Origin of the sequence: Pseudomonas sp. K8 (assembly GCF_014889455.1) — a bacterium.
GTDB classification, from domain to species: domain Bacteria; phylum Pseudomonadota; class Gammaproteobacteria; order Pseudomonadales; family Pseudomonadaceae; genus Aquipseudomonas; species Aquipseudomonas veronii.
The window spans coordinates 1-912 of record NZ_VJWO01000126.1 but is presented as its reverse complement, the minus strand read 5'-3'; the positions used below and the strand labels follow the sequence as shown (position 1 = coordinate 912).

General features: G+C 56.4%; 2 protein-coding genes. Both read left to right on the top strand.

Annotated features, from left to right (window positions below):
* Window positions 1-383, top strand: a 383-nt coding sequence (locus INT12_RS30515; protein ID WP_193059183.1) for an IS66 family transposase, incomplete at its 5' end; no start/stop codon positions are given.
* Window positions 384-386: 3 nt separating this feature from the next.
* Window positions 387-912 (top strand): plasmid pRiA4b ORF-3 family protein (locus INT12_RS30510; RefSeq protein ID WP_193059182.1); only part of this gene is annotated, 526 nt, incomplete at its 3' end.

Below are 912 nucleotides of genomic sequence, written 5' to 3'. Positions count from 1 at the left end.
CATGGCTTAATCAGACGCTGACTCAACTGTCGAAAAAGTCGGCATTGGGCGGTGCAATCCTCTATGCCCTCAACCGGTGGCAGGCCCTAACGCGCTACTGCAATGACGGCCGAATCGAAATCGACAACAACGCCGCCGAACGGGCGCTACGCGCCGTCGCGCTGGGCCGCAAAAACTACCTGTTTGCCGGTTCCGATGCCGGCGGAGAACGAGCCGCTGCGATTTACAGCCTGGTGGGTACTGCCAAGCTAAACGGGTTAAACCCACAGGCCTATCTGGCCTACGTACTTGAGCACATTGCCGAACACCCGATCAATCGGGTGAGCGAGTTGCTGCCTTGGAACATTTCTTTGAATCACACTGAACACTGCGAGGCCGCCTGATCCATGGTTAAAACTGTCCGTTTACCCAAACCCGCCCCCGACCTGTTACTGCTGCACATCGAGCTGAAGTGGATCACTCCGAAGATTTGGCGTCGGTTCGCGGTGCCTGAAAACATCACCTTGGGCAAGCTGCACCATGTCATCCAGGTCGTGATGGGCTGGAGTGATAGCCATCTGCATGAGTTTGAAATTGCTGGTGAGAATTACGGCATGCCCGACCCTGATGGTTGGGGGCCGACGGTGAACCCGGAAGCCCGTAAAACGCTGATCAAGGCGCTGAACGGAAAGCGGACATTCAATTATCTCTACGACTTTGGTGACAGCTGGCATCACAGTATCAAGGTCGAAAAAACGCTACCCGCTGTTGCCTGTCCTCAGGTGCCGTACTGCATCGACGGCGCCAATGCTTGCCCACCGGAAGACGTGGGTGGCGGGCCTGGTTACGAGGAGTTTCTGGAGGCGATGGGCAACCCCGATCATCCAGAGCATGACGCCATGGTTGAATGGCATGGCGATGTTTTTGATCCGG